We start from the raw sequence: 21,160 nt of genomic DNA, 5'->3' as shown, positions 1-21,160 counted from the left end.
CCGCCTGGATCATGGTCTGTGACGGAACGCGCACATTACGGCGGGGCGATCCGAGCCCTACGAGGAGGAGCTGACTGGGCGTAGTCCGTCGAGCACCGCGTCCACGATCTGCTCGGCCAGGCCCTCGGGCAGGTCGGCGTCCCGGCGCATGACGCTGCGCACGAGCATGGGGCCCACAAAGATGTCGTTGAGCACCTGGACGTCGATGTCGGTGCGCAGTTCGCCGTTGCGCTGCCCGCGGCGCAGGATCTCGATCTGGAGCCTGCGCCGCGGCTCGACGACGGTGGCGTCGTAGGCGCACCAGAGCTTGGGGCTCGACTTCATCTGGGCGTAGACGTTGTGCAGGATCGCGGAGGAGCGGCTGACCAGGCCGCGCCTGCGCAGTTGTTCCAGCAGGGCGACGAGGTCGTCGCGCATGGAGGTGCCGGGCAGTTCGGGGTCGGCGGGCTCGGCGGCCCGCACGACGTCGACGAACAGTTCCTCCTTGCCGCTCCAGCGGCGGTAGATGGTGGCCTTGCCGACGCCCGCGGTGCGGGCGATGCGCTCTATGGAGAGTTCGGCGAGCGGTACGCCTTCCTCCAGCAGCTTCATCACGCCCTCGACGATGGCGCGTTCCACCGCTTCGCTCCGCGGGCGGCCCCGGGCGGGGGCCTGGGCCTCGGGAGCGGCCCGGCGCTCACTGTCGGCAAGGCTCACTTGGGACGTCCTTTCGTCGTACAGGGAGATTGTCCCCCCTGCTGCTCCGCCCCCGTTGACCACACCTTGCCGGTGGCTACTCGACCGCCGCTACAAGCTCCGGCTCCTCCTTGCCCTTTTCGGACGCGGGCGCCTTGCCCGGCAGGAAGACGGCCACCACGACCGCGCCGACCAGGGCGACCCCGGTCCCCCACAGGGCGGTGACGTGCATGGCGTGCAGGAAGGAGTCGTTGGCGGGGCCGACCAGCGCCTGGCCGCGCGGGCCGAGCTTGGCGGCGACGCCGAGGGTGGCCTCGATGGACTCGCCGGCCGTGCCGCGCAGGCCCGGCGGCAGCAGGCCGAGCTTGCCCTCGATGCCGTTGCGGTAGGCGGTGGAGAGCACCGAGCCGAGGACGGCGATGCCCAGCGCGCCGCCGACCTGGCGGAAGGTGTTGCTGAGCGCGGAGGCCGAGCCGGCCTTCTCGCGGGGCAGGGCCTGCATGATCACGACACTGGTCGGCGTCATGATGTGGGCCATGCCGGCGCCCATCAGGAAGAAGATGACCTCCAGGATCCAGATGGGGGTGTCCGCCTCGAAGGCGGCGAAGGAGGCCAGCGTGGCGGCGATGACCAGCAGGCCCGCGGTGGTGGTGGCCTTGTTGCCGAAGCGGTCGACGACCAGCCGGGCGCGGGGCGCGAAGATCATCTGCGCGGCGGCGAGCGGCAGCATCAGCAGACCGGACTCCAGCGGCGAGTAGCCGCGCACGCTCTGGGTGTAGAAGACCGAGAAGAACGTGACACCCATCAGGGCGAAGAACACCAGCGCGATGGCGCTCATGGCGGCCGAGAAGACCTTGTTCTTGAAGTACGAGACGTCCAGGGACGGGTGGTCGCTGCGCTTCTCGAAGATCACGAAGGCGGCGAGGACGACCACGCCGGCCGCGATGGTCGCGAGCACGGTCCCGTTGGTGAAGTCGGCGAGCTCGCCGCCCTTGATGATGCCGTAGACCAGCAGGACCAGGCCGACGACGGACAGCACCACGCCGAGCGGGTCGACGCGTCCCGGCCTCGGGTCGCGGGAGTCGGGAACCAGCCACACCATCAGCGCCAGCGCGATGATCACGATCGGCACGTTGATCAGGAAGACCGAGCCCCACCAGAAGTGGTCGAGCAGCAGGCCGCCGGTGATCGGGCCGATGGCGATGGCGAGGCCGACGCCGCCGGCCCAGATGCCGATGGCCTTGGGCTGCTCCTCGCGCTCGAAGACGTTCATCAGCACGGCGAGGGTGGCCGGCATGACGAAGGCGGCGCCGAGGGCCATCAGGGCGCGGAAGGCGATCAACTGGGCCGGCGAGCCGGACTCGGCGGCCAGCGCGGAACCGGCGCCGAAGATCACCAGTCCGCCGAGCAGGACCTTCTTGCGGCCCAGCCGGTCGCCGATGAGGCCGGCGGTGAACAGCAGACCGGCGAAGACGAGGGTGTAGGCGTTGATCGCCCACTCGAGCTCGCTCTGCGTGGCGCCGAGGCCGGTGGGGGCCGGCGTCGAGATGGTCTTGATGGCGACGTTCAGGATCGAGTTGTCGAGCACCACTATCAGCAGGCTCAGCATCAGGACGCCGAGGATCGCCCAGCGGCGGCGGTGCACCGCTTCCGGAATCCGGTGGGCGGATGCGGCAGGTGTAGTCATGTCCGGAAGCCTATGCCACTTCCGATACGAGACCGTCTCGTATCGGAAATCCTTTACTCAGATCTTACGTGCCCGGAGCCGCTTCGCTCCGGCGGGACCCGCCGAGATCTTGAGCACACCCCCGTACGGGCCCCCTGGCAGCGGACGGCACGAGGTGCCACCATGGAGCCGAGTCCGGGGACGCCGTCAGGGCGCCTCGAGATGACAGAAGGAGCTGTTGGGAATGACGCAGCTTTCGGCTGCCCAGACGACGCCCTCCGACGGCAGCAAGGCGCTGTACGGGGGCAAGGGCACGCGCCGGATCACCGTCCGTGACATCGCCCTCGCCAAGGAACGCGGCGAGAAGTGGCCCATGCTCACCGCCTACGACGCGATGACCGCCTCCGTCTTCGACGAGGCCGGCATCCCGGTGATGCTCGTCGGAGACTCCGCGGGCAACTGCCACCTCGGGTACGACACCACCGTGCCCGTCACCCTCGACGAGATGACCGTGCTGTCCGCCGCGGTGGTGCGCGGCACCAAGCGCGCCCTGATCGTCGGCGACCTCCCCTTCGGTTCGTACCAGGAGGGCCCGGTGCAGGCGCTGCGCTCGGCGACCCGGCTGGTGAAGGAGGCGGGCGTCGGCGCGGTGAAGCTGGAGGGCGGCGAGCGCTCGCACGAGCAGATCCGCCTGCTGGTGGAGTCCGGCATCCCCGTCATGGCCCACATCGGCCTGACCCCGCAGTCCGTCAACGCCATGGGCTACCGCGTCCAGGGCCGCGGCGAGGAGGCGGCCGCGCAGCTGCTGCGGGACGCCAAGGCCGTGCAGGACGCGGGCGCGTTCGCGGTGGTCCTGGAGCTGGTGCCGGCCGAGCTGGCCGCCGAGGTGACGCGCGTGCTGCACATCCCGACCGTAGGCATCGGCGCGGGCCCCGAGACGGACGCCCAGGTCCTGGTGTGGACCGACATGATGGGGCTGACCGGCGGGCGGGTGCCGAAGTTCGTCAAGAAGTACGCCGACCTGCGCACGGTCATGGGCGACGCGGCCAGGGCCTTCGCCGAGGACGTCGTCGGCGGGACCTTCCCGCTCGAGGAGCACTCGGTCCACTAGGTCACCCGTTCGCCGGTCTCGCCGGCCCTTGTAGCCACAGCGGTACCACGGGCAGCCCGCCGATCATCCCCCGTCGGCGGGCTGCCCTTTTTTTGCGCCTGAGCCGGCGCCGCTCTCGCGGAGGGGGTTGGGCGCCGTCGTGGTTCCTCAATTGGTGGTCGCGGTGGTCGTCGCCGTGTTGTCGGCGGCCTTGTCAGTGTCGGCGGCCTTGTCGGTGTCGGTGGCCTTGTCGGTGTCGGTGGTTTGTCGGTGGCCTTGTCGGTGGACTGTCGGTGGTTTGTCGGTGGGGGGTGCGACCGTCTTCCCCATGACGCGAAACGACAACAACCCTGACGGCGGACGCAACGCCGTGACCGTACGGGGGCTGGTCAAGCACTACGGCGAGACCAGGGCGCTGGACGGCGTGGACCTCGATGTGCGCGAGGGCACCGTGATGGGCGTGCTCGGACCGAACGGCGCCGGCAAGACCACCCTCGTACGCATCCTGTCCACCCTGCTGGCCCCGGACTCGGGGCACGCCACCGTCGCCGGCTACGACGTCGTGCGCCAGCCCCGGCAGCTGCGCCGGGTCATCGGCCTCACCGGCCAGTACGCCTCGGTCGACGAGAAGCTGCCCGGCTGGGAGAACCTGTACATGATCGGGCGGCTGCTGGACCTGTCCCGCAAGGACGCCCGCGCCCGCGCCGACGAGCTGCTCGAGCGGTTCTCGCTCACCGACGCGGCCCGGCGCCCGGCGAGCACGTACTCGGGCGGCATGCGGCGCCGTCTCGACCTGGCCGCCTCGATGATCGGGCGCCCCACGGTGCTCTTCCTGGACGAGCCCACCACCGGACTCGACCCGCGCACCCGCAACGAGGTGTGGGACGAGGTCCAGGCGATGGTCGGGGACGGCGTGACCGTCCTGCTGACCACCCAGTACATGGAGGAGGCCGAGCAGCTCGCCTCGGAGCTGACCGTGGTCGACCGCGGCAAGGTCATCGCCGGCGGCCGCATCGAGGAGCTGAAGGCGAAGGTCGGCGGGCGGACCCTGCGGGTGCGGCCGGCCGACGCCCGGGAGCTGAGCCCGCTCGCCGGGATGCTCGACGAACTGGGCATCACCGGGCTCGCCTCCACCACCGTGGACGCCGAGACCGGCTCCCTGCTGGTGCCGGTCCTGAGCGACGAGCAGCTGACCGCGGTGGTCGGCGCGGTCACCGCGCGCGGCATCACCATCGCCTCCATCACCACCGAACTGCCCAGCCTGGACGAGGTCTTCCTGTCCCTCACCGGCCACCGCGCCAGTGCCCCGCAGGAAGCCCGTCCCGCCGAGTCCCGCGAGGAGGTCGCCGTATGAGCGCCGCCACCGCCACCGTCCCCACCGCCGGCGTGAAGGCCGACGCCCGGATCCCGCTGCGCGGCCACCTGCGCCACACGGGCGCGCTGATCCGCCGCAACCTGCTGTGGATCCGCCAGGACCCCGAGTCCATGTTCGACGCGCTGCTGATGCCGGTCGTCTTCACGCTGCTGTTCGTGTACGTCTTCGGCGGCTCGATCGGGCTGGCCCTGGGCGGTGGTCAGGACCGCTATGTGCAGTACGTCATCCCCGGCATGATCGCGATGATGAGCATGACGCTGTCGCAGGGCGTCGGCACCGGCTTCAGCCAGGACTTCAACAGCGGGGTCATGGACCGCTTCCGGTCCCTGCCGATCGGGCGCGGCTCGGTGCTGTTCGCCAAGATCGCGGTGGAGCTGGCGCGGATGCTGTTCGCGACGGCGGTGCTGATGGTGGTCGCCGTGCTGGTCGGCTTCCACATCAGCCACTGGGGCGGGCTGCTGGCCACCGTGGCCCTGTCCGCGGCCTTCGCCTCGTCGATCATGTGGGTGTTCCTGACCCTCGGCGTGGTGCTCAAGAACGCCCAGTCCGTGCAGGCGATGGGGTTCCTGGTGCTGTTCCCGCTGCAGTTCGGCTCGTCGATCTTCGCGCCGACCAAGTCGATGCCGGGCTGGCTGCAGTCGTTCACCGACTACAACCCGCTGTCCACGCTCGCCGACTCGGCCCGCGGACTGATGGTGGGCGGCCCGGTCGCGCACGACCTGTGGGTGACGCTCGCCTGGTCGGCCGCGATCACGGCGGTGATGGCGCCGGTCGCCATCCACAAGTTCCGTACGAAGAGCTGACGTTCACCCAGGAGTGCGGCGTGCGCCGCGCACCGGGCCCCGTGCGGCAGGGACGTCAGACCAGGGCGGTGGCCTCCCCGGGGGAGAGACCACCGCCCTGCGCGTACGCCGCCTCGAAAGCCTCGTCGTCGAGTACGGCCCGGACGGCCGCCTCGGCGCGCTCGCGCACCGCGCGCTCGATCGTCCCGGCGACATGACCGGCGGGCAGCATCGCCTCGGCGGCGCCCAGGCAGCGGGCCGCGTCACCGGCGCGCCCGCCGCCGTCCAGCGCGGCCAGCGCCGTCGCCGCGATGACCAGGTACAGGGGCCGCATGTGCGGGGCGATGGTCTGCGACAGCGGGTCGGCGGCCCGGCCGAGCGCCTGGCGGATCTTGAGCAGCGCCTCCTCGGGACGGCCGTCCACGCTGTCCACCCACGCCTCCTGGCCGAGGATGAAGGCGTCGAAGACGACGAAGTGGGAGATCCCGAACTCCTGGCGCAGCAACCGCAGTTGCTCGCGGGCCTCGGAGACGCGGCCGGTCAGGGACAGCCAGCCGGCCAGGAACAGCCGGGCCATGGGCATCGCCTCGTGGGCGGTGCCGTACTCCTGGGCGAGGGTGTCGCGCAGCATCCGCTCGCCGCGCTCCGGCTCGCCCGTCTCCAGCAGTACGGCGCCGAGGCGGACGCCGAGCACCGCCGCCTGGGCGTGGGCGCCGAGACGTTCGGCGTGCTCGATGGCGGAGCGGAAGTCGGCGGCGGCCGCCTCGTACTCGCCCTTGCGCTCGAAGGACTCGCCGCGCGCGGAGAGCGCCTCGGCGGCGCCCCAGTCGTCCCCGAGGCGCTCGAAGATCTCCAGCGCCTCGTCCGCGTCGCGGGTGGCGTCGCCCGCCCACTCGATGCGGTTGGCGAGGATGTTGGCGCGCATCTGGAGGGTGCCGGCGAGCTCCCACTCGTAGCCCGGGGTCCGCCGTGAGGTCTCGACGCAGGCGTCGATGATGGCGCGCATCCGGTCCATGCCCTCGGTGAGCAGCACGGCGAAGAACCACAGCAGGCCCGGGGGCCGGCAGGTCTGCGGCATGCCGGGCTCGTACACCTGCGTGATCACGCGCAGCTTGGCCTGGGACTCGGGCGTCTGCCAGGCGTCCAGCTCGGTGTCCATGCAGGCGAGGTGGGCCAGGTGCAGTCCGCGCCGGGCCTCGGCGAGCAGTTCGCCGCTCAGCGGGGGCGGGACGTCCGTGCAGCGCTCCCACACCGGTTCGGCGCGGCGCACGGGCTCGGCGAACGGGTCGGGGCCGAGCGCCATCACCTCGCGGCACAGGTTGCGGGCCTCGATGCGCAGGTCGCGCATCTGCCAGTACCAGACCAGCGACAGGACCAGGCAGAGCGCCTCCTGCTCGTCCTTCTCGGTGACGGCGTGGCGCAGGGCGGTGCGCAGGTTCTCGTACTCCAGCTCGAAGCGGGCGATGGCGGTGGCCTGGCCGGGGCCGCGCAGCAACGCGTCGGTGGTGCGCGCCAGTTCGCGGTAGTACGTCAGGTGCGCGCGCTCGGCCTCGGCGCGGCCGCCGGTCTCGTCGAGGCGTTCGCCCGCGTACTCGGCGACGGTCTCCAGGAGCCGGTAGCGCATCTCGCCGTCGGGGGCGGGCGCGGCGACCACGAGGGACTTGTCGACGAGGGAGCCGAGGGCGTCGAAGGCGGCGGGCCCGCACACGGCCTCGGCGGCGGCGAGGTGGCAGCCGCCCGCGAAGACGGACAGCCGGCCGAGGACGTACCGCTCGTCCTCGTCGAGCAGGTCCCAGGACCAGTCGACGACGGCCCGCAGGGTCTGCTGGCGGGGCAGGACGGTACGGCTTCCGGAGGTGAGCAGGCGGAAGCGGTCGTCCAGCCGGCCGGCGATCTGGGCCGGGGTGAGCATCCGCAGCCGGGCGGCGGCCAGTTCGATGGCCAGGGGCAGGCCGTCCAGGCGGCGGCAGATCTCGGCGCAGGCGGCCTCGGTGTCCTCGTCGGCGTCGACGCGGAAGCCGGGCCGTACGGCCGCTCCCCGCTCGGCGAACAGCCGCAGCGCGACCGGGTCGGGCAGCGGCTCCACCGGACGGACCAGTTCGCCCGGCACCCCGAGGGGTTCGCGGCTGGTGGCGAGCACGGTCAGGTGCGGGCAGCGGGCGAGCAGTTCCTCGACCAGGCGGGCGGCGGAGTCGACGACGTGCTCGCAGTTGTCGAGGAGGAGCAGCACGCGGCGCCGGGAGCAGTGCTCGACGAGCCGCTCGACGGGTTCGTCGTGCCGGTCGGCGACCGCGACCCGCATCTCCTCGGCGCCGGCGCCGTACAGGACGGTCTCGCGGGCGCCCACGGCCGTGAGCACGGCCTCGGGCACGGCCGCCGGGTCGTCGACCGGGGCGAGCTCGGCCAGCCACACCCCGTCGCGGGGCACCGGCCGCACGGCCTCGGCGACCTCCTGCGACAGCCGCGTCTTGCCGGCCCCGCCCGGCCCGAGCAGGGTGACCAGCCGCGCGCCGGCGAGGTCGGCGCGGATCGCCGCGATGTCGTCCTCCCGGCCCACGAAGGAGGTGAGCCGGGCGCGGATGTTGCTGGGGGGCCGGGAGGAGGGCGCACCGGCGGCCCCGGAGAACTGCTCCCGCTCACCCTCGGCGGGCGCGGGGGCCTGCGCGGAAGCACCGGGCGCGGATGCCGCTGCCGCGGCGGGCGGCCAGGAATGGACGGCACGGGCACCGGGCTGATGGACGGCGGGGGGTGCGGAGGCTCCGGGGGCGGGGGGTTCGGACACGCCGTGGGCGGGTGATCCGGACACGCTGTGGGCGGACCGTCCGGGCGCTTCGTAGGTGGGCGATCCGGGCGCTCCGTCGGCGGGCGATCCGGGCACTCCTTGGGCGGACGGTTCGGACACACCGTCGGCGGGCGACCCGGACGCTCCGTCGGCGGGCGATCCGGGCACGCCTTGGGCGGACGGTTCGGACACACCGTCGGCGGGCGACCCGGGCGCTCCGTCGGCGGGCGACCCGGGCGCTCCGTCGGCGGGCGACCCGAACGGCCCGTGGAAGGGCGACCCGGATATTCCCCCGGCGCGCGGGCCGGACGCTTCGTCGGCGGGCCGTCGGGACTCTCCGGAGGCGGACGGTCCGGACGCTCCGGAGGCGGACGGTCCGAACGCCCCGCGGGCGGGCGACCCGGACACACCGTGGGCGGCCGCTCCGGACATCCCCACGGCGCGCGGGCCGGACGCTTCGTCGGCGGGCGGTCGGGACCCTCCGGAGGCGGGCGCCCCGGAGGCTGCGGAGGCGGACGGTCCGAACGCCCCGCGGGCGGGCGACCCGGACACACCGTGGACGGGCGATCCAGACACTTCCCCGGCGCGTGAGCCGGACGACCCGTCCGCACCCGGGCCGGACGGCGCGGCGGAGCCGGGCGCGTCCGGGGCAGGCGGTGTGGCGAAAGCGGGGGTGTCCGCTGCGGAGGCGGCGGCTTCCCGGGGTCGGGGTGTACCGGTGGCTGTGGGGCCGGGCGGCGGGGCCGCGCCGGTGTGCGGCTCACGGGCGGAGAAGCGGCCGGCCGCCGGCGAGCCGTGACCGCCGGCGGAGGGGTGGCCGACCGTCGGCGAGCCGGGAACGCGCCGCCCGTCGCGGTCGCCCGGCCGCAGCAACTCCTCGTGCAGGGCGCGCAGTTCGGGACCCGGGTCGGAGCCGAGGCGGTCGGCCAGCAGGTGGCGTACGTCCTCGTAGGCGGCCAGGGCCTCCGCCGGGCGGCCCGCGTCGCGCAGGGCGCGCAGGCGGAGGGCCTGGAGGGGTTCGTCGAGGGGGTGGGTGTCGCACAGAGCGGTGAGGTCGGGCAGCACCTGGGCCGCGTGGCCGAGGGCGAGGGCGGCGGCCAGGCGCGCGCGGCGCACGTCGCGGTGGCGGGTCTCCCAGCGGGCCGCCTCGGCGGTGCGGTCGGGCAGGTCGGCCAGGGCGGGGCCGCGCCACAGGGCGAGGGCGTCGTCGAGGACGACGGCCGCCTTGGCCGGGTCGCCGTCGGCCAGGGCGCGCAGGCCCTCGCCCGCCAGCCGCTCGAAGCGGTGCAGGTCGATGTCGTCGGCCGCGGCGGCGAGCCGGTAGCCGCCCTCGGCGGAGGCGACCGCGTGCGCGCCGAGCGCCCGGCGCAGCCGCCCGACCAGGGCCTGGAGGGCGCCGGTGGCGTCGGCGGGCGGATCGCCGTCCCACACCTCCTCGACCAGGACGCCCACCGGGACCGTACGTCCGGCCCGCAGGGCGAGCACGGTCAGCAGGGCGCGCAGCCGTGCCCCGCCGACCGGGACGGCGGTGCCGTCGGGGCGGAGTGCCTGAGTGGTGCCGAGGATGCGATAGCGCACGGGGTCCATTGTGTCCGGGGACGCACGCACACCGCTTCCGGGTTTCCGGCGGGCGTGAACCGCCCGGATCCGAGCACGAGGGGACGAGGGCGCCGGAAGGAACCTCCCGGCCCGGGCGGGACGTTCACCTCGCGTGACCGGTACGGTCGACCCCGCACCGGCCGCGAGCACCCCGCCGGCGCCCGTACGACAGCCGACCCGAGCCGAGCCACGCCCAGGAGCCCTCCCCCATGACCACCGCCACCAGCCGCCGCAGTGACCGGCGGGTCAGTCCCGTCTTCCTCGGGATCCTGGCCGTCACCGCCGTCACGGGGTGGGCCACCTGGACCGGGTTCGCCCAGCAGCCGGGCGTGGCGGTGTTCCTGTTCGTGACGGCGGCCTGGATCGTCTCGCTGTGCCTGCACGAGTACGCGCACGCCCGCACCGCCCTGCACAGCGGCGACATCACGATCGGCGCGAAGGGCTACCTCACGCTGAACCCGCTGAAGTACACGCACGCGCTGCTGAGCATCGTGCTGCCGGTGCTGTTCGTGATCATGGGCGGGATCGGCCTGCCGGGCGGCGCCGTGTTCATCGAGCGCGGCCGGATCAAGGGCCGGTGGCGGCACAGCCTGATCTCGGCGGCGGGCCCGCTCACCAACGTGCTGTTCGCGCTCGTGTGCACGGCCCCGTTCTGGCTGCACGCGCTGGACGGGGTGCCGCGCGACTTCCGGTTCGCGCTGGCCTTCCTCGCGCTGCTCCAGGTCACGGCCGCGATCCTGAACTTCCTGCCGGTGCCCGGCCTGGACGGCTACGGCGTGATCGAGCCGTGGCTGTCGTACAACGTCAAGCGGCAGGTGGAGCCGTTCGCGCCGTTCGGGCTGCTGTTCGTGTTCGCGCTGCTGTGGGTGCCGTCGCTCAACACCGCGTTCTTCGACCTGATCGACGCCATTCTGCGCCCGCTGGGCATCGGGGGGTTCGACCAGTACTGCGGTCAGGAGCTGTACCGGTTCTGGCAGGGCACCAACGAGTTCTGCTCGGTCAGCCGGTGACGGACCCGGGGCCGTCCTGGCGGACCCGGCCGCGGCGGGCGTAGTACCAGGTCATGTTGGACGACAGGCCCGCCAGCAGGACCCACACGATCCCCAGCCAGCTGCCCTCGACGAACGAGACGACGGCCGCGGCGACGGACAGCACGCAGACGGCGAGGGCGTAGAGGGCGAGACGGGGCATGGCGGCGGGCTCCTGTCGGGGACACTGCTCGGGACTGCTTCGCCGACCAGTGTCCCCCATCGGCTCACACGTCGGTGACCCGGAGGCCCGCGTGCGCCCTGTAGCGGCGGTTGACGGAGATCAGGTTCGCCACCAGCGACTCCACCTGGTGGGCGTTGCGCAGCCGGCCCGCGAAGACGCCGCGCATGCCGGGGATGCGGCCGGCCAGGGCCTGGACGATCTCGACGTCGGCGCGCTCCTCGCCGAGCACCATCACGTCGGTGTCGATCCGCTCGATCCCGGGGTCCTGGAGCAGTACGGCGGACAGGTGGTGGAAGGCGGCGGTGACCCGGGAGTCCGGGAGCAGCGCGGCGGCCTGCTCGGCGGCGCTGCCCTCCTCGGGCTTGAGGGCGTAGGCGCCCTTCTTGTCGAAGCCGAGCGGGTTGACGCAGTCCACGACGAGCTTGCCGGCCAGTTCCCCGCGCAGGGACTCGAGGGTCTTGCCGTGGCCCTCCCAGGGCACGGCGACGATCACGACGTCGCTGCGGCGGGCGGTCTCGGCGTTGTCGGCGCCCTCGACCCCGTGCCCGGTCTCCTCGGCCGCGGCCCGTGCGCGCTCGGCGGCCCGGGATCCGATGATCACCTTCTGTCCGGCACGGGCGAGCCGGTAGGCCAGCCCCTTGCCCTGCGGCCCGGTGCCGCCGAGTACGCCGACGACCAGTCCGGAGACGTCGGGCAGGTCCCAGGGATCCTTGGCGGGCGCCTTCGCGGGCTGCTGTGCGCTGTCACTGGAGGTCATGGGGTCACTAGAGGTCATGGGCCGACTCTACGTCCGTGGAAGCGGGGTGAGCGGCCGCCCGGGCACCGGGAGGCGGCCGCCCGGGCACCGGGAGGCGGCCGCCGGTCGCCGGGCGGGGCGGCCGCACGTGACCAAGGCGGGCGAGGCGGCCGTACGGTCCCCAAGGCGGGCGAATCCGGAGCGAACCGCGCCTCGGATGGCGCCGTTTGGGGCAGGATGCGGTCGTATGGATGCCGTACGGGTCGCGTTGCTGCGTGAAGTGCTCGCCGGGACCGAGTGGCTGGGGGCCACGCGGCGGTTCGCTGGGGCGCTGCGCGGGTCCGTGGTCTCGCACGGGGGCGGGCTGCTGCTGGTGGGGACCCCGGCGTACGAGCCGTGGCACCTGGCGGCGCATCTGGTGGACGAGGCCGCCTGGTCGGGCACCCCGGAGCTGGCCCCGACCCTGGTGCGGCACGAGCCCCGGCCGGGCGATCCGGCCCACCTCTCCGTGGGTCTCGGACGGCTGGAGGCGGCCAGGCGGGACGAGACGCTGCTGGTCGTGGCCCCGGAGGAACCCACCGCGCTGCTGGAGCGGGTGCACGAGGCGCGCCGGGCCGGGGCGACGGTGCTGGCGCTGGGCTGCGAGGAGGGCGAGCTGGGCGCGATGGCCCACGAGACGCTCGCGGTGCCGCCGGGCGCGGAGCTGGACCTGGACACCGTGCAGCACCTGGTGAGCGCGGCGGCCGGGGAGAACGCGGTGCCCGCGCCCAGGGGCGGCCGCTTCCGGGACCGCCTGTCCCGGCTGACCGAACAGCTGACGGCTCCCCCGCCGGCGCGCTGGTAGCGGCGGGTTCCGGAAGCGGCCGGCCGAGCAGCGGGGGCGGCGCGGAAAAGCGGTTGCCGCCGCCGGGCGGGCGAGCCGAGCATGGCCGCTCGTGACCGACGACGCCCCCGCGCCCCGCGAACCCGCCGACGCCCCGCCCTCCGGCCTGAGGGCGCTGCTGCCCGACCTGGCCCCCTGGCGGGCCTCGCGGGACTTCCGGCGGCTGTGGGTGTCGGGGCTGATCTCGAACTTCGGCAGCTTCCTGACGTTCGTCGCGCTGCCGGTGCAGATGAAGGAGCTGACGGGTTCGGCGGCCGCGGTGGGGGCGCTGGGCGCCGTGGAGGTGGTGCCGCTGGTCGTGTGCGGGCTCTACGGCGGCGCGCTGGCCGACGCGCTGGACAAGCGGCGGCTGATCGTGTGGACCGAGGTGGGCCAGGGGCTGCTGAGCGCGGCGCTGCTGGCCGGCGCCCTGCTGCCGCACCCGGCGGTGTGGCCGCTGTACGTGGTGGCGGCGCTCTCCTCCGCCCTGACCTCGGTGCAGCGGCCCGCGCTGGACTCGTTGTGGCCGCGGATCGTGGCGCACGAGCACCTGCCCGCGGCGACCGCCCTGAACTCGCTGCGCTGGACGGTCGGCGGGGTGGCCGGCCCGGCGGCGGCGGGCGTGGTCGTGGCCTACGCGGGCCTCGCCTCCGCCTACGCCGCCGACCTGGCGACGTTCGCCGTCTCGGTCGTCCTCGTCGTGCGCATCGCCGCCCAGCCGGCCGCCCACGAGGCGGTGAAGCCGTCGTTGCGGGCGATCGCCGAGGGCGCCCGGTACGCCTGGGGCCGCAAGGAGCTGCTGGGGACGTACGTGGTCGACCTGGCCGCGATGTTCCTGGCGATGCCGCTGGCGGTGCTGCCGTTCCTCGCGGACGAGCTGGGGGCGCCTTGGTCGTTGGGCCTGATGTACGCCTCCGTGCCGCTGGGGTCGCTGCTGGTGAGTCTGACCAGCGGCTGGACCTCGCGGGTGCACCGGCACGGACGGATGGTGGTGCTGGCCGCGCTGCTGTGGGGCCTGGCGGTGGGCGCGGCCGGTGCGGTGGGGAACGTGTGGCTGGTGCTGCTGTTCCTGACCGTGGCCGGCGGCTGCGACATGGTCAGCGGGATCTTCCGGGGCGCCCTGTGGAACCAGACCATCCCGGACGAGCTGCGCGGCCGGCTGGCCGGCATCGAGCTGCTGTCGTACTCGGTGGGCCCGCAGCTGGGCCAGGTCCGCTCGGGCGGCGTGGCCGCGTGGTGGGGCGTGCGGGCGTCGGTGTGGTCCGGCGGCCTGCTGTACGCGGGCGCGGTGGGCCTCCTGGCCCTGTGCCTGCCGGGCCTGATGACGTACGACGTCCGGACGAACGCGCACGCGGCACGGCTGCGCGAGCAGTGCGCCGCCACGGCCCGCGCACCGGCCTGACCGGCGACCGGCCCCGGGCCCGGCGGACACCCGCCCGGCCGGCCCCCGGCCCGCGTCCCCCGGGCGCGGACCGGCCGCCTACCGGTCCCCGTCCGCGTCCGGGGTCTGGGCGTCGTGCCAGCGGGGGTCGTTCTCCCACTGGAGGTTGCGCTCACGGGCGGTGTCCATCGCGTGCTGGGCCTCCTCGCGGGAGGCGTAGGGACCGAACCGGTCCTTGGCGGGACACTCGGGTCCCTCCTCGACCGTGCCGTGCTCGAGGCAGTAGAACCACTCGCCCGGCTTTCCCGCGGTCCGCTTCTTGAACAGGGGCATGACCAGCTCCTCTCACCACCGACATGTTCCCCCATCGGCCCCGGATAGACTCGCCGGCATGTCTGGCCAGTCGCTGCTCGTGCCCGGGGAGCTGTCCCCCACCCGTTCCGTGCCCGGAAACATCCGGCGTCCCGAGTACGTCGGCAAGCCCGCGCCGAAGCCGTACACCGGGCCGGAGGTGCAGACGCCTGAGACCGTGGAGGCGATGCGGATCGCCGGGCGGATCGCCGCGCAGGCCATGGAGGAGGCGGCGAAACACATCGCGCCGGGCGTCACCACCGACGAACTGGACCGGGTGGCGCACGAGTACATGTGCGACCACGGCGCCTACCCCTCGACGCTCGGCTACCGGGGCTTCCCCAAGTCGCTGTGCACCTCCGTCAACGAGGTGATCTGCCACGGCATCCCGGACTCGACGGTGCTGCGCGACGGCGACATCGTCAACCTGGACGTGACGGCGTACATCGGCGGGGTGCACGGCGACAACAACGCCACCTATCTCGTCGGCGACGTCGACGAGGAGAGCCGCCTGCTGGTCGAGCGCACCCGCGAGTCCCTGAACCGGGCGATCAAGGCGGTCAGGCCGGGCCGGCAGATCAACATCATCGGCCGGGTCATCGAGTCGTACGCCAAGCGCTTCGGCTACGGCGTGGTCCGCGACTTCACCGGCCACGGCATCAACTCCTCCTTCCACTCCGGCCTGATCGTCCCGCACTACGACAGCCCGCACGCGACCACGGTCATGCAGCCCGGGATGACCTTCACCATCGAGCCGATGCTGACGCTCGGCACGCACGAGTACGACGTGTGGGACGACGGCTGGACGGTCGTCACCAAGGACCGCAGGCGCACCGCCCAGTTCGAGCACACCCTCGTGGTCACGGACACCGGCGCGGAGATCCTGACGCTGCCGTAGCGCGCCCCTGGACTCCTTCTCCGCCGTCCTGCGCACCCCACCCGGCAGCAGCACAGGGCGGCGGGGTCCGCGCACCGGACGATCAGGGCTGGCGGGCGCTGAACTGGCGGCGCAGGTATCCGTGCCAGGCGTGGAATACGCGGCACTGACGGCGGCTTCGGGGGCGAAGAGGTCCCAGGCGTGGTAGGCGCCGGGGTACAGGTGCAGTTCGACGGGCACACCGCCGGCCTGGAGCCGCGTCGCGTAGCTCAGGTCCTCGTCGCGGAAGACGTCGAGTTCGGCGGCCGCGATGAAGGTCGTCCTTGAGTCCCGCGAAGGCGAACAGCATGGTTCCCGACGTGGTCACCAGGGGCTTGCCGGTGCCGGCGAGCGCGTCCCCGAGCGTTCGCCCTCAGCACCGATGTGCTGTGGAGGAGCCGCACGCGGGACGGCCGGTGCGCGCCTTGAGGTTCCGGGCCCGGAACCTCAAGGCGCGGAACCTCAGACCTGCGACCGCGGGCCCAGGACCTCGGCCTGGAACCTCAACCCGCCGCTGAGCGGCCGGAGTCCGGCGCCGATGGTGAGGGACGGGCGCCGGCCCTCGGAGCCCTCCAGGCGGACCCGGCCGCCGACCTCGACCCAGCCGCCGGGCTGGGGGGCGGTGAGGATCTGGGAGCCCGCGCCCTGGGTGATGTTGAGGGCGCGGCCCAGCCGGTCGGTGAGCAGCAGCGCGGCCGCGCCCGTCGCCTCGTCCTCGTCGGCGCCCCCGGTACAGGCACCGGCTCCACCGGGGCGGCTGCCGCCGCGCTCGTCGACCCGGCCCGGGAACGCCCGGGCCCGGATCCGCCCCGCCGGCTCGTCCTCCCAGGCCCACGCGTAGATCGACTCGCCGGCCGGCGGCACGGCCAGGTCGTCGACCTCGGCGGCCGTGGCGTACTGGCGCAGGGTCCGCGGCGCGGCCCACTCCGGGCGGGCCTCGATCCAGGTGAACTCGCCGTCCAGGCGGGCGCCCACCACCCCGGCGGGGGTGACCAGTTCGGGCACGTCGAGCAGCCAGGCCGTGCCGACGCAGGAGTGAGCGGCGAAGGGCAGGCGCAGGGTGGGGGTGTGGACGTCGATGACGCCGCGCTCGGGGTCGTCGACGAACACGGTCTCGCCGAAGCCGAGTTCGGCGGCCAGGGCCTGGCGGTCCTCCTGGCCGGGCAGGCGGGAGCCGTCGCGCACGACGCCGAGCTCGTTGCCGTAGCCGCCGCTCGGGCCGCAGAAGACGCGCAGCACGTCGTAGTCAGTCACCCGGGCATTGAAACATCACCCGGGACGGCGCGGGTGCGAGCTGAATCACGGCCCCCGGTGGACACGAGGAAGGTAAGACTCAGGTAAGTTAGGCAAGCCTCACCGAACCGGACAACCGAGTCGATGCGTCATCGACCCGTTCCCTCCTGGAGCCTGCATGCGAGCCGTCCGACGTACCGTCGTCACCGCCGCCGCCACCGCGGCCGCTCTGACCGCCCTGACGGCCTGCACCGCCAAGAGCGACGCCGAGGACGGCGACGCGATACGGGTGACCGCCGCGGACGACACCTGCGAGACCTCCGCCGGCACGGTCCCGGCCGGGCACGTCACCCTGAAGATAGAGAACAAGGGCTCCAAGGCGACCGAGGTCGAGATCGTCTTCCCCGACGACCGGATCGTCTCCGAGAAGGAGAACATCGGCCCGGGCACCAAGTACACGCTGACCGCGGAGGTCAAGGCGGGCTCGTACGAGATCGCCTGCCGTCCGGGCATGAAGGGCCACGGCGTGCGGCAGAAGCTGACCGTCACCGGCGGCGGCACGGCCGCGAAGCGCGACCCCCGGCTGGACCAGGCCGTCGCCGAGTACCGCCAGTACGCGCAGGACCAGGCCGACGGGACCCTGCCCCGCGTCGAGACCTTCGTGAAGGCCGTCGAGGCCGGTGACGTGGCCGCCGCGAAGAAGGCGTACGCCGTCTCGCGCCTGGGCTGGGAGCGCACCGAGCCGGTCGCCGAGTCCTTCGGCGACATCGACCCCAAGGTGGACGTCCGCGAGGACGGCCTGGAGGACGGCCAGAAGTGGACCGGCTGGCACCGCCTGGAGAAGGCCCTGTGGCAGGACGGGAGGATCGGCGCCGAGGAGAAGGCCCTCGCCGGCCGGCTCGTCACCGACCTGAAGGACTGGCAGAAGCGGGTCGGCAGGGCCGAGATCACCCCCACCTCCATGGCCAACGGCGCCAAGGAACTCCTCGACGAGGTCGCCACCGGCAAGGTCACCGGCGAGGAGGACCGCTACGCCCACACCGACCTGGTCGACTTCAAGGGCAACGTCGAGGGCGCGCGCAAGGCCTACGAGCTGCTCGAGCCGGTGGCCGCGAAGAACGACCCGGCGCTCACCGCCGAGCTGGACAAGCAGTTCGCCGCGCTGGAGACCCTGCTCGACAAGTACCGCACGGACAAGGCCGACAAGACCTCCTACGAGTTCGTCTCGTACGACAAGGTCGGCAAGGAGCAGCGCAAGGAGCTCTCGGACGCGGTGAACGCGCTCGCCGAGCCGCTGTCCAAGCTGGCCGCCGCCGTCGTCGTGAAGTAGCGGGAGCGACCATGACCGAGACCGACCAGATCCAGGAGCCCGGCGGGGCCCGGGCCGGCGCGACGCCCTCGCGGCGGGCCGTGCTCGGCTGGGGCGGGGCCGGGCTCGCCCTCGGCGCCGCCGCGGCCGGCGGCGCGGTGGCGGTGGCCACCGGCGGCGACGAGCGGGCGGCGGGCCAAGCCGCGGGCGGCGCGGTGGAGTTCCACGGCGCGCATCAGGCGGGCATCGCCACCCCCGTGCAGGACCGGCTGCACTTCGCCGCGTTCGACGTCAGGACCGGCGACCGCGCCGAGTTCGTACGGCTGCTGAAGGACTGGACGGCCGCCGCGCGCCGGATGACCGCCGGGAAGGCCGTCGGCGACGGCGCCTACGGCGGGCTCGCCGAGGCGCCGCCCGACGACACCGGCGAGGCCCTCGGCCTGCCGCCCTCGCGGCTGACGCTGACCATCGGCTTCGGCCCGTCCCTGTTCGGGAAGTTCGGCCTGGCCGGGAATCGGCCGGCCGCCCTGGCCGACCTGCCGAAGTTCCCCGGGGACAACCTCGACGCCTCCCGCAGCGGCGGGGACCTGTGCGTCCAGGCCTGCGCGGACGACCCGCAGGTCGCCGTGCACGCGATCCGCAACCTCGCCCGCATCGGCTTCGGCAAGGTCGCCATCCGCTGGTCCCAACTCGGCTTCGGAAAGACCTCCTCGACCACCCCCGGCTCCCAGACCCCGCGCAACCTCTTCGGGTTCAAGGACGGCACCCGCAACATCGCGGGCACCGAGACCGGCCGGCTGGAGAGGTTCGTGTGGGTCGGCGAGGGCGACGGCGGCCCGGACGACGCCTGGATGGCCGGGGGTTCCTACCTCGTCGCCCGGCGCATCCGGATGAACATCGAGACCTGGGACCGCACTTCGCTCCAGGAGCAGGAGGACGTCTTCGGCCGCGACAAGGGCGAGGGCGCACCGGCCGGCAAGGCCAAGGAGCACGACGAGCCGTTCCTGAAGGCGATGAAGCCCGACGCGCACGTGCGGCTGGCGCACCCCGACGCCAACGGCGGCATCACCGTCCTGCGCCGGGGCTACTCCTTCACCGACGGCACCGACGGGCTCGGCCGCCTGGACGCGGGCCTGTTCTTCCTCGCCTACCAGCGGGACGTGCGCGAGGGGTTCATCCCGCTCCAGCGCCGCCTGGCGGCGCACGACGCGCTCAACGAGTACATCCAGCACGTGGGTTCGGCGGTCTTCGCGATCCCGCCCGGGGTGCGTGACGAGAACGACTGGTGGGGCCGCACCCTGCTGTCCGAGGAGGCGTAGGTCCGTGTTCTCCAACTACCTGATCGGTCTGCGCGAGGGGCTGGAGGCCAGCCTCGTCGTGTGCATCCTCATCGCCTACCTGGTCAAGACCGGCCGCAGGGACGCCCTGAAGCCGATCTGGGCGGGCATCGGCATCGCGGTCGCCATCGCGATGGGCTTCGGCTGTGTCCTCGAATTCGGCTCCCAGGAGCTGACGTTCGAGGCGCAGGAGGCGCTCGGCGGCTCGCTCTCGGTGCTCGCGGTGGGCCTGGTGACGTGGATGGTGTTCTGGATGCGGCGCACCGCCCGGCACCTGAAGTCGGAGCTGCACGGCAAGCTGGACGCGGCCCTCGCCATGGGCACGGGCGCGCTGGTCGCCACCGCGTTCCTCGCCGTGGGCCGGGAGGGCCTGGAGACCGCGCTGTTCGTGTGGGCGTCCGTGCACGCGGCCTCCGACGGCACCCCGCGCCCGCTGGCCGGCGTGGCGCTCGGCCTGGCCACGGCCGTGCTGCTGGGCTGGCTGTTCTACCGGGGCGCGCTGAGGATCAACCTCGCCAAGTTCTTCACCTGGACCGGCGCCATGCTGGTGGTGGTCGCGGCGGGCGTGCTGGCGTACGGCATGCACGACCTCCAGGAGGCCGGCTGGCTGCCGGGGCTGAGGAACCTCGCCTTCGACATCAGCGGCACGATCCCGCCGGACAGCTGGTACGGCACGCTGCTCAAGGGCGTGTTCAACTTCCAGCCCGATCCCACCGTCCTCCAGGTCACGGTGTGGCTGCTGTACCTGGTCCCGGTGCTCGCCCTGTTCTTCGCCCCGGTAGGGTTCGCCTCCGGGAAGGGGAAGGTGACGGTTGCCGATGAGCAGGGTTCGCGGCCCTCGAAGGCCTCGCAGGCTTGAGCGGGGGGCGCTGATCGCGGCCCTGCTGACCGCTCTGTCCCTGACGGCGAGCGGGTGCGTGGTGGTGCACGGGGAGCGCGTGGTGCTGCCGTCCGCCGACCGGGCGGAGGCGCAGAAGGCGCTGGACGACTTCACGGCCGCGTACAACGCCGCCGACAAGGCCAACGACCGCTCGCTGGACGCCGGTCACGTCACCGGCGCGCTCGGCGCGATCGACGGGGCGCGGCTGAAGGCCGGGCACGTCAACAGCCCGTCCGGCAACGCCGCGCACACTCCGCTGACGCTCACCGACGCCAGGTTCACCATCCCGAAGAAGGCCGGCTGGCCGCGCTGGTTCCTGGCCGACGCCAAGGGCAACAAGGGCGGGGCCGCGCGCTGGCTGCTGGTGTTCACCCGGGCCGGGCTCGGTGAGAAGTGGCGGGTGGCGTATCTGACGCTCGTCGCGCCCGGTGACGTACCGAAGTTCGAGGTGGACGCGGACGGCTGGGCGCGGGCCGTGCCGGCGCGGTCCGCCGGACTGGCCGTCGCGCCGGGCGACTTGAGCCGCGCGTACGCGACGTACCTCAAGAACGGCGGGAAGGGCTTCGCGGCGGGCGTGCACACCACCGGCTGGCGCAAGCTGCGGGCGGGTTCCGCGAGCCGGCCGGGCCTGGCCACCCAGTTCATCGACGAGCCGCTGACCGGCGGCGACTTCGCCCCGCTGGCGCTGCGCACCGCGGACGGCGGCGCGCTGGTGTTCTTCGCCACGCACCACTACCAGAAGCAGACGGCGGCGCCCGGGGCGACGGTGCCCGCCCCCAACCAGGACGTGCGGGCTCTGACCACGGGCGAGATCAAGCAGTCACTGACGATGGAGTTCGTCTCGAACGAGACGGCCCTGGACCCACCCGGGGGCGCGGGCGACGGGCAGGTGTCGATCGTGGGCCGCGTACAGGGACTGACGGCGGCGCAGGGAAGCTGAGGCTCAGCGGGCTGAGGCTCATGGGGGCTAGGGC

At 73.4% G+C, this 21,160-nt stretch carries 19 protein-coding genes and 1 pseudogene; 11 read left to right on the top strand and 9 right to left on the bottom strand.

Annotation, left to right across the window (positions count from 1 at the left end):
- Window positions 1–57: 57 nt before the first annotated feature.
- Both IE217_RS00455 and IE217_RS00450 read right to left on the bottom strand, forming a co-directional pair.
- A complete protein-coding gene (locus IE217_RS00455) occupies window positions 58–696 on the bottom strand; it encodes a TetR/AcrR family transcriptional regulator (protein WP_190175633.1) in 639 nt (212 codons plus the stop codon).
- Between the two features lie 76 nt (window positions 697–772).
- A complete protein-coding gene (locus IE217_RS00450) occupies window positions 773–2,362 on the bottom strand; it encodes an MFS transporter (RefSeq protein ID WP_190175632.1) in 1,590 nt (529 codons plus the stop codon).
- Between the two features lie 223 nt (window positions 2,363–2,585).
- On the opposite strand from IE217_RS00450, the gene panB reads away from it, so the two are divergent.
- Window positions 2,586–3,452: a 3-methyl-2-oxobutanoate hydroxymethyltransferase gene (gene panB, locus IE217_RS00445; RefSeq protein ID WP_190175631.1), complete on the top strand. Its 867-nt coding sequence runs from the start codon at window positions 2,586–2,588 to the stop codon at window positions 3,450–3,452.
- A gap of 147 nt (window positions 3,453–3,599) precedes the next feature.
- Here panB and IE217_RS00440 read toward each other — a convergent pair whose 3' ends face one another.
- Window positions 3,600–3,761, bottom strand: a complete 162-nt coding sequence (locus tag IE217_RS00440; RefSeq protein WP_190175630.1) for a hypothetical protein — start codon at window positions 3,759–3,761, stop codon at window positions 3,600–3,602.
- Between IE217_RS00440 and IE217_RS00435 the strand changes: the two genes are divergently transcribed.
- Window positions 3,760–4,785 (top strand): ATP-binding cassette domain-containing protein, encoded by a 1,026-nt coding sequence (locus IE217_RS00435; protein ID WP_190175629.1) that lies wholly within the window; start codon window positions 3,760–3,762, stop codon window positions 4,783–4,785. The genes IE217_RS00440 and IE217_RS00435 overlap by 2 nt on opposite strands.
- Entirely contained in the window at window positions 4,782–5,609 is an 828-nt protein-coding gene (locus IE217_RS00430; RefSeq protein ID WP_190175628.1) for an ABC transporter permease, read from the top strand. Before IE217_RS00435 ends, IE217_RS00430 begins: the two co-directional genes overlap by 4 nt.
- 55 nt (window positions 5,610–5,664) lie before the next feature.
- Here the strand turns inward: IE217_RS00430 and IE217_RS00425 are convergent, their stop codons facing one another.
- Window positions 5,665–9,957, bottom strand: coding sequence for a BTAD domain-containing putative transcriptional regulator (locus IE217_RS00425; protein WP_190175627.1), 4,293 nt, complete (start codon window positions 9,955–9,957; stop codon window positions 5,665–5,667).
- A 221-nt stretch (window positions 9,958–10,178) separates the two neighbouring features.
- Between IE217_RS00425 and IE217_RS00420 the strand changes: the two genes are divergently transcribed.
- Complete coding sequence (locus IE217_RS00420; protein WP_190175626.1) at window positions 10,179–10,979, top strand: site-2 protease family protein; 801 nt, start codon at window positions 10,179–10,181, stop codon at window positions 10,977–10,979.
- Here the strand turns inward: IE217_RS00420 and IE217_RS00415 are convergent.
- Both IE217_RS00415 and npdG read right to left on the bottom strand, forming a co-directional pair.
- Entirely contained in the window at window positions 10,969–11,220 is a 252-nt protein-coding gene (locus tag IE217_RS00415; RefSeq protein ID WP_190175625.1) for a hypothetical protein, read from the bottom strand. The two genes, IE217_RS00420 and IE217_RS00415, sit on opposite strands and share 11 nt — an antisense overlap.
- A gap of 4 nt (window positions 11,221–11,224) precedes the next feature.
- The gene (gene npdG / locus IE217_RS00410) at window positions 11,225–11,938 is read right to left on the bottom strand and encodes an NADPH-dependent F420 reductase (RefSeq protein ID WP_190176072.1); all 714 of its coding nucleotides are present in this window, start codon (window positions 11,936–11,938) and stop codon (window positions 11,225–11,227) included.
- A gap of 226 nt (window positions 11,939–12,164) precedes the next feature.
- Here npdG and IE217_RS00405 point away from each other — a divergent pair, with 226 nt between their 5' ends.
- Window positions 12,165–12,761 carry a hypothetical protein gene (locus IE217_RS00405; protein WP_190175624.1) on the top strand — a complete coding sequence of 199 codons (597 nt, stop codon included), beginning with the start codon at window positions 12,165–12,167 and terminating at the stop codon, window positions 12,759–12,761.
- 91 nt (window positions 12,762–12,852) lie between these two features.
- Entirely contained in the window at window positions 12,853–14,181 is a 1,329-nt protein-coding gene (locus IE217_RS00400; RefSeq protein ID WP_190175623.1) for an MFS transporter, read from the top strand.
- A gap of 78 nt (window positions 14,182–14,259) precedes the next feature.
- On the opposite strand, the gene IE217_RS00395 is transcribed toward IE217_RS00400, so the two are convergent.
- Complete coding sequence (locus tag IE217_RS00395) at window positions 14,260–14,493, bottom strand: hypothetical protein (protein ID WP_190175622.1); 234 nt, start codon at window positions 14,491–14,493, stop codon at window positions 14,260–14,262.
- Window positions 14,494–14,551: 58 nt separating this feature from the next.
- Between IE217_RS00395 and map the strand changes: the two genes are divergently transcribed.
- On the top strand, window positions 14,552–15,409 hold the full coding sequence (gene map / locus IE217_RS00390; protein WP_190175621.1) for a type I methionyl aminopeptidase: 858 nt from the start codon (window positions 14,552–14,554) through the stop codon (window positions 15,407–15,409).
- A 186-nt stretch (window positions 15,410–15,595) separates the two neighbouring features.
- On the opposite strand, the pseudogene IE217_RS35030 reads toward map, so the two are convergent.
- Both IE217_RS35030 and IE217_RS00380 read right to left on the bottom strand, forming a co-directional pair.
- Window positions 15,596–15,733 (bottom strand): annotated as a pseudogene (locus IE217_RS35030) (alpha/beta hydrolase fold domain-containing protein); the annotation flags it as partial.
- Between the two features lie 156 nt (window positions 15,734–15,889).
- On the bottom strand, window positions 15,890–16,681 hold the full coding sequence (locus tag IE217_RS00380; protein WP_190175620.1) for a PhzF family phenazine biosynthesis protein: 792 nt from the start codon (window positions 16,679–16,681) through the stop codon (window positions 15,890–15,892).
- Between the two features lie 157 nt (window positions 16,682–16,838).
- Here IE217_RS00380 and efeO point away from each other — a divergent pair, with 157 nt between their 5' ends.
- Genes efeO through IE217_RS00360 form a run of 4 tightly spaced genes read left to right on the top strand, consistent with a single transcriptional unit; the run spans window position 16,839 to window position 21,126 of the window.
- Complete coding sequence (gene efeO / locus IE217_RS00375) at window positions 16,839–17,990, top strand: iron uptake system protein EfeO (protein WP_190175619.1); 1,152 nt, start codon at window positions 16,839–16,841, stop codon at window positions 17,988–17,990.
- Window positions 17,991–18,001: 11 nt separating this feature from the next.
- Window positions 18,002–19,288, top strand: a complete 1,287-nt coding sequence (efeB, locus tag IE217_RS00370) for an iron uptake transporter deferrochelatase/peroxidase subunit (RefSeq protein WP_190175618.1) — start codon at window positions 18,002–18,004, stop codon at window positions 19,286–19,288.
- Between the two features lie 4 nt (window positions 19,289–19,292).
- On the top strand, window positions 19,293–20,165 hold the full coding sequence (gene efeU, locus IE217_RS00365) for an iron uptake transporter permease EfeU (protein ID WP_190175617.1): 873 nt from the start codon (window positions 19,293–19,295) through the stop codon (window positions 20,163–20,165).
- Window positions 20,125–21,126, top strand: coding sequence for an SCO2278 family lipoprotein (locus IE217_RS00360; protein ID WP_190175616.1), 1,002 nt, complete (start codon window positions 20,125–20,127; stop codon window positions 21,124–21,126). The genes efeU and IE217_RS00360 overlap by 41 nt, the downstream gene beginning before the upstream one ends.
- The last annotated feature ends 34 nt before the right edge of the window (window positions 21,127–21,160 follow it).

This window comes from Streptomyces naganishii JCM 4654 (genome assembly GCF_014650575.1).
Taxonomy (GTDB): Bacteria; Actinomycetota; Actinomycetes; order Streptomycetales; family Streptomycetaceae; genus Streptomyces; species Streptomyces naganishii.
The sequence above is the reverse complement of the archived record's forward strand: the minus strand, read 5'-3'. Positions and strand labels throughout refer to the sequence as shown.

Coding starts and splice junctions, on each gene's coding strand:
- IE217_RS00450 (WP_190175632.1), bottom strand. CDS start 2,362: ATGACTACACCTGCCGCATCCGCCCACCGGATTCCGGAAGCGGTGCAC.
- panB (WP_190175631.1), top strand. CDS start 2,586: ATGACGCAGCTTTCGGCTGCCCAGACGACGCCCTCCGACGGCAGCAAG.
- IE217_RS00435 (WP_190175629.1), top strand. CDS start 3,760: ATGACGCGAAACGACAACAACCCTGACGGCGGACGCAACGCCGTGACC.
- IE217_RS00440 (WP_190175630.1), bottom strand. CDS start 3,761: ATGGGGAAGACGGTCGCACCCCCCACCGACAAACCACCGACAGTCCAC.
- IE217_RS00430 (WP_190175628.1), top strand. CDS start 4,782: ATGAGCGCCGCCACCGCCACCGTCCCCACCGCCGGCGTGAAGGCCGAC.
- IE217_RS00425 (WP_190175627.1), bottom strand. CDS start 9,957: ATGGACCCCGTGCGCTATCGCATCCTCGGCACCACTCAGGCACTCCGC.
- IE217_RS00420 (WP_190175626.1), top strand. CDS start 10,179: ATGACCACCGCCACCAGCCGCCGCAGTGACCGGCGGGTCAGTCCCGTC.
- IE217_RS00415 (WP_190175625.1), bottom strand. CDS start 11,220: ATGGGGGACACTGGTCGGCGAAGCAGTCCCGAGCAGTGTCCCCGACAG.
- npdG (WP_190176072.1), bottom strand. CDS start 11,938: ATGACCTCCAGTGACAGCGCACAGCAGCCCGCGAAGGCGCCCGCCAAG.
- IE217_RS00405 (WP_190175624.1), top strand. CDS start 12,165: ATGGATGCCGTACGGGTCGCGTTGCTGCGTGAAGTGCTCGCCGGGACC.
- IE217_RS00395 (WP_190175622.1), bottom strand. CDS start 14,493: ATGCCCCTGTTCAAGAAGCGGACCGCGGGAAAGCCGGGCGAGTGGTTC.
- map (WP_190175621.1), top strand. CDS start 14,552: ATGTCTGGCCAGTCGCTGCTCGTGCCCGGGGAGCTGTCCCCCACCCGT.
- efeO (WP_190175619.1), top strand. CDS start 16,839: ATGCGAGCCGTCCGACGTACCGTCGTCACCGCCGCCGCCACCGCGGCC.
- efeB (WP_190175618.1), top strand. CDS start 18,002: ATGACCGAGACCGACCAGATCCAGGAGCCCGGCGGGGCCCGGGCCGGC.
- IE217_RS00360 (WP_190175616.1), top strand. CDS start 20,125: ATGAGCAGGGTTCGCGGCCCTCGAAGGCCTCGCAGGCTTGAGCGGGGG.